At 72.5% G+C, this 5,124-nt stretch carries 5 protein-coding genes; all 5 read left to right on the plus strand.

Annotation, left to right across the window (positions count from 1 at the left end):
• Window positions 1–883: acetate--CoA ligase family protein (locus V7E45_RS33320; RefSeq protein WP_333777977.1), on the plus strand; the 883-nt coding region annotated here is incomplete at its 5' end.
• Between the two features lie 31 nt (window positions 884–914).
• On the plus strand, window positions 915–2,087 hold the full coding sequence (locus tag V7E45_RS33325) for an acyl-CoA dehydrogenase family protein (RefSeq protein WP_333777978.1): 1,173 nt from the start codon (window positions 915–917) through the stop codon (window positions 2,085–2,087).
• A 34-nt stretch (window positions 2,088–2,121) separates the two neighbouring features.
• Window positions 2,122–3,024 carry a 3-hydroxybutyryl-CoA dehydrogenase gene (locus V7E45_RS33330; protein WP_333777979.1) on the plus strand — a complete coding sequence of 301 codons (903 nt, stop codon included), beginning with the start codon at window positions 2,122–2,124 and terminating at the stop codon, window positions 3,022–3,024.
• A gap of 44 nt (window positions 3,025–3,068) precedes the next feature.
• Entirely contained in the window at window positions 3,069–3,683 is a 615-nt protein-coding gene (locus V7E45_RS33335) for a TetR/AcrR family transcriptional regulator (protein ID WP_333777980.1), read from the plus strand.
• Between the two features lie 111 nt (window positions 3,684–3,794).
• Complete coding sequence (locus V7E45_RS33340) at window positions 3,795–4,751, plus strand: hypothetical protein (protein WP_333777981.1); 957 nt, start codon at window positions 3,795–3,797, stop codon at window positions 4,749–4,751.
• The last annotated feature ends 373 nt before the right edge of the window (window positions 4,752–5,124 follow it).

Raw genomic sequence — 5,124 nt, forward strand, 5'->3', positions numbered from 1 at the left:
GCTCGGGGGAGGGGGCACGGTCCTCGCGGACGGCGAACAGGAGGCCGCGCGCGTCATCGCCGCCCGGCACTCCGCCACCGCCAAGCCCCTCGTGGTGCAGTCGATGTACCCCACGTCGCCCAGCTGCCGCACCCTCACGGCGGCCGGCGTCCCGGTCTTCGCCGCCACCGAGGACGCCGCCCGTGCCCTCGCCGCCACCGCGCCCCGCCCACCGCACACCGGCGTCGTCCCGCTTCCCCGCACCGCGCCACCCCTGCGGGAGAGTGGCTATCTGGAGACCCGCAGAGCGCTCGAAGCCGCCGGACTCCCCTTCCCCGCCGCCCGGGAGATCCACGGCGAGTCCGAACTGCTCGCCGTGACCGCGGAGTTCCCCGGCCCCTACGTCCTCAAGGCGCTGCACCTGCTGCACAAGTCCGACGCGGGCGGTGTGGCCCTGCGCCTGACCGGCCCCGACGAACTGCTCGCCGCCTTCCGTGAGATGCACGCCCGCCTCGGCGCCTCCTCCTACTCCGTGGAGGCAATGGCCGACCTGACCGACGGCGTCGAACTGATCGTCGGCGTCAAACGGGACCCGCGCTTCGGGCCGGTCGCCATGGTGGGCCTCGGCGGAGTCCTGGCCGAGGCGCTGCGCGACGTCGCCTTCACCCTGGCCCCCGCGCCCGCCGACCGCGCCGAGCGCCTGCTGCGCGGCCTGCGCACCGCGGCCCTGCTCGACGGCGTACGCGGCCGCCCGCCCGTCGACGTCGCGGCCGCCGCGGCGGCCGTCGAGACCGTCACCGCGTTCGCCGCCGCGCACCCCGAGATCGCCGAACTGGAGGTCAACCCCCTGCTCGTGCGCCCCCACGGGGTCCTCGCCCTGGACTCCCGAGCCGTACTCGCCTGACCCGACCGTGTGACCGACCGAAGAGGCCCCCATGGACATGCGCTACACCCCCGAGCAGGCCGACCTCAAGCGCCGCGCCGCCGACTACGCCCGACTGCTGATGCGCTACGAGGACCGGTCCGAGCAGGCCGGCGGCCCCCTGCCCCAGCACCTCGTCACCGAACTGACCCGGGCCGCGATGGACGCCGGCGTCTACGCCATCAACATGCCCGCCGAGTGGGGCGGCGCCGGTCTCCGCCTCCTCGACCAGGTCATCGTGGAGGAGGAGTTCGGGAAGGTCACCAACTGCCTCTGGGACATCCCCTGGCGGCCGGCCAACGTCCTCGCGTACGGCGACGAACGGCAGCGCGAGAAGTACCTGCTGCCCGTCATCCGGGCCGAGAGGTTCGACGCGTTCGCCGTCACCGAGCCGGGCGCGGGCTCCGACCCCTCCTCCGGCACCTCCACCGCCACCCGCACCGACGGCGGCTGGCTGCTCAACGGTGAGAAGTGGTTCGTCACCTGCGGCGACATCGCGGACTTCCTGCTGGTGCAGGCGGACGCCGGACCGGACCGGCTGCCCACCCTCTTCTTCGTCGACAAGGCGGCGCCCGGCGTCGAGATGACCCGTGTGCCACGCTTCATGCACTCCGCGGTCAACGGGCACCCCGAGTTCACCTTCACCGACGTCTTCGTGGCCGACGAGGACGTGCTCGGCGGTGTCGGCAACGGCTACGAGCTGACCAAGGAGTGGTTCACCGACGAGCGCCTGATGATCGCGGCCCGCACCGTCGGCGCCGCCGAGCGCGCCCTCCAACTGGCCCGGGACTGGGCGGTGGAGCGTGAGCAGTTCGGCGCGCCGATCGCCTCGTACCAGCTGATCCAGGGGATGCTCGCGGACTGCGCCGTGGACATCGCCGTCAACCGCGCCTACACCCACCAGGTCGCCTGGGAGGCCGACCAGCCGGGCACCGACCGCAAGACCCTGCACGCCAAGGCCTCCACCGCCAAGCTCGCCGCCAGCGAGGCCGCGGGCCGCGTCGCCGACCGGTGCCTGCAGATCTTCGGCGGCCGCGGCTACGACCGCACCTACCCCGTCGAGCGCATGTACCGCGAGCTGCGCGTCGACCGGATCTGGGAGGGCACCTCCGAGATCCAGCGGCTGATCATCGCCAATGAACTCGTCAAGCGCGGCACGGGCGTGCTGGACCTGCCCACCGCCTGACACCCACGCTCACACGGATCGAAGGGAAGCTCGGATGACCGGCATCGAACGCGTCGGAGTGGTCGGCTGCGGACTGATGGGCGCGGGCATCGCCGAGGTCTGTGCGCGGGCCGGCCTGCCGGTGACCGTGGTGGAGCGCGACGCGGAGGCGGCCCGCGAGGGCCGCCTGCGCATCACCCGATCGCTCGACCGGGCCACCGCGCACGGCAGGATCACCGCCGACCAGCACGACGCCGCCTCCGCCCTGGTCACGGTGACCGACCGGATGGAGGCACTGCACGACCGCGACCTCGTGATCGAGGCCGTGGCCGAGGACGAACGCCTCAAACTCGACGTCTTCACCCGCCTCGACTCCGTGGTCACCGGGGCCGGCACCATCCTCGCCACGAACACCTCCTCCATCCCCGTCATCCGGCTCGCCGCCGCGACCACCCGACCGGACCGCGTCGTCGGCGTGCACTTCTTCAACCCCGTACCGGTCCTGCGGCTGGTCGAACTCGTCCCGTCCCTCCTCACCTCGCCGGGCACCGCGGACCGTGCCGAGACCTTCGTGACCGGCAGACTCGGCAAGGAGGTCGTCCGCACCCGGGACAAGGCCGGATTCGTCGTCAACGCGCTGCTCGTGCCGTACCTGCTGGCCGCCGTCCGCATGGTGGAGTCGGGCAGCGCGAGCGTCGAGGACGTGGACCGCGGCATGGTCCTGGGCTGCGCCCACCCCGTCGGACCGCTGGCCCTCGCCGACCTCATCGGCCTGGACACCACCCACGCCATCGCCGAGTCGCTGTACGCCGAGTTCCGCGAACCGCAGTACTCCCCGCCGCCGCTGCTGTCCCGGATGGTCGAGGCCGGCCTGCTCGGGCGGAAGTCCGGGCGGGGCTTCCACACCTACGACGCGCGAGCGCGACCCGAGGCGGCCGCACCGGCGGGCCCGAGGTGAGTAAAAATGGTCACGACGTACGACCACCGGACGAGGGGAGCGGCATGGTGTCGACCAAAGTGCGCACGGCAGACACGCGTGAGCGCATCCTGACGGCGGCGTGCGAGGTCATCGCGGAGATCGGCTTCGAGAAGATCCGTATGCGCATGGTCGCCGAGCGGGCCGGCGTGTCCACCGCCCTGCTGCACTACCACTTCGACACGCGCGAGAAGCTGTTCACCGAGGCGATGACCCACTCCTTCGCCAACACCGCCCTCGACGCCGAACGCGACGCTGAGACGGCACCGGCGGCGGTCGTACTGGCCCGTATCCTGCGCAGCCTGCTGCCCACCGATCCCGAACTGCGCCAGGACTGGCGGCTGTGGCAGGAGCTGTGGGCCCGGTCCCTGCGCGACGAGACCACCCGGGCCTTCGCCGTCGACCTGTACGCGCAGCTGCACGCCTGGGTGGCCGGCGCGGTACGACGCGGCATCGCCTCGGGGGAGTTCGCACCGGCCGACGTGGACGGCCTCAGCACCCTGGTGCTGTCCCTCAGCGACGGCTACGGCATCCGCCTCATGCTGCGTGACCCGGCCGTCACCCTCGACACGGCGCTCACCGCCATCTGGCGCCAGGTGTCCGCCGCGCTCGGCCTGCCGGACGCGCTGCCGGAGGCGTGAGTGGTCTCCCCGTATCGCGGTACGGACGAGTAACCCGCAGATGAGACGTGTAATCCATAACGATCTCGGTGGAAACCTTGTGTGAATCGTGAGCGCCTCTAGCCTCCGGGCATGGCATTTCTTTCAAGTCGCCGCAGACGGGCGCGTCTCGCCCCGGAACTCGACGACCAGGACCTGGGCAAACTGCTGAAGAGTCTCCTGGCGACCACGAGGACCGGAACGATCGCGACGACGGACCTGTGCGTGGCGCAGATCTCCCGGATCCTCGACCAGGACCCGGGGGACTGGGACCGGCGGACGCACCGCATCGGTGTGCTCGCCGACTTCCTCGCCGACTCCCATCTGCCCCGCTCCTGGGCCGCGCGCGAGCCGCGCAACCCGAGCGCGCTCGTCCTCCACGCCTGGACCCAGGTGGTGAGCGCCCGCTCGCGGGGACACCTGGAGGACCGGACCGACGTCATCGAGAGCTGTTTCCGGGCCGCGGAACTCGCCCCCGAGGACCCCACCCCCTGGGTCGTCCTGCTGGGCGTGGCCCGTGTGGAACGCTGGCAGCAGCCCCAGGTGTTCGGGGTGTGGAACGAGGTGCTCGGACGCGACCGCTGGAACCGCGAGGCATACCTGAGCATGCTCACCTATCTCACTCCGGAGGAGTCCGGCTCGCGCATGCAGGTCCTGGAGTTCGTGGACGGCCTCAGCGCCCGGATGCCGGCCAACGCCCCTTGCGCGGCCACGGAGTTGACCGCCCAGGTCCTCCAGTACCAGACCGTCCTCGGCCGGGGCGGCTTCGAGGCGCTGGTCGCGCGCAACCACTGGTCCCAGGCGATGGCGGCCCAGGCTCTCGACCGGGTGGCCCACACCTGGGTGCAGCCCGGCTTTTTGCGCCACGCCAGGGCGCTCGCCGACCTCAACCTCCTCGCCTACGCGCTGATGGCCGCCGACCGGCGCCGTGAGGCCCACCCGGTCTTCGAGGCGCTCGGCGGCGTCGTCAGCGCCTGGCCGTGGCAGACCGGCGGCGACGCGCTGACAGAGTTCGACCAGGCACACCGCCGGGCCTCAGCGGGCATGTGAACGAGAGCGCGGCACAGCCGGTTCCGGCACACAACGCCCACGGCGTGCGGCCCTCACCATCGACACGCGTGCCTCCGCCCGGCGGGGCCACCCGCACCGGACGCCAAACCCTTGAGCCCCGCCCACGAGGCGGCCCGCCGGAGCAGCCCGGCGCCCGCGAGGGCCTGTGCCCGGGCGGCCCGGTGTCTGCGGGGAGCCCGGCGCGCACGAGGCCCGGCGACTGTGAGGCCTGGCGCGTGTGGAGCCTCGCAGTTGCTCGGCCCGGTGTCGGCGGAGTCCGGCGCCCGCGAGGCCCCTGTGCCCGGGCGGCCCGGTGTATGCGGGGAGCCCGGCGCGCACGAGGCCCGGCGACTGTGAGGCCTGGCGCGTGTGG

The sequence above is a fragment of the Streptomyces sp. IBSBF 3136 genome, assembly GCF_036815105.1.
GTDB lineage: Bacteria > Actinomycetota > Actinomycetes > Streptomycetales > Streptomycetaceae > Streptomyces.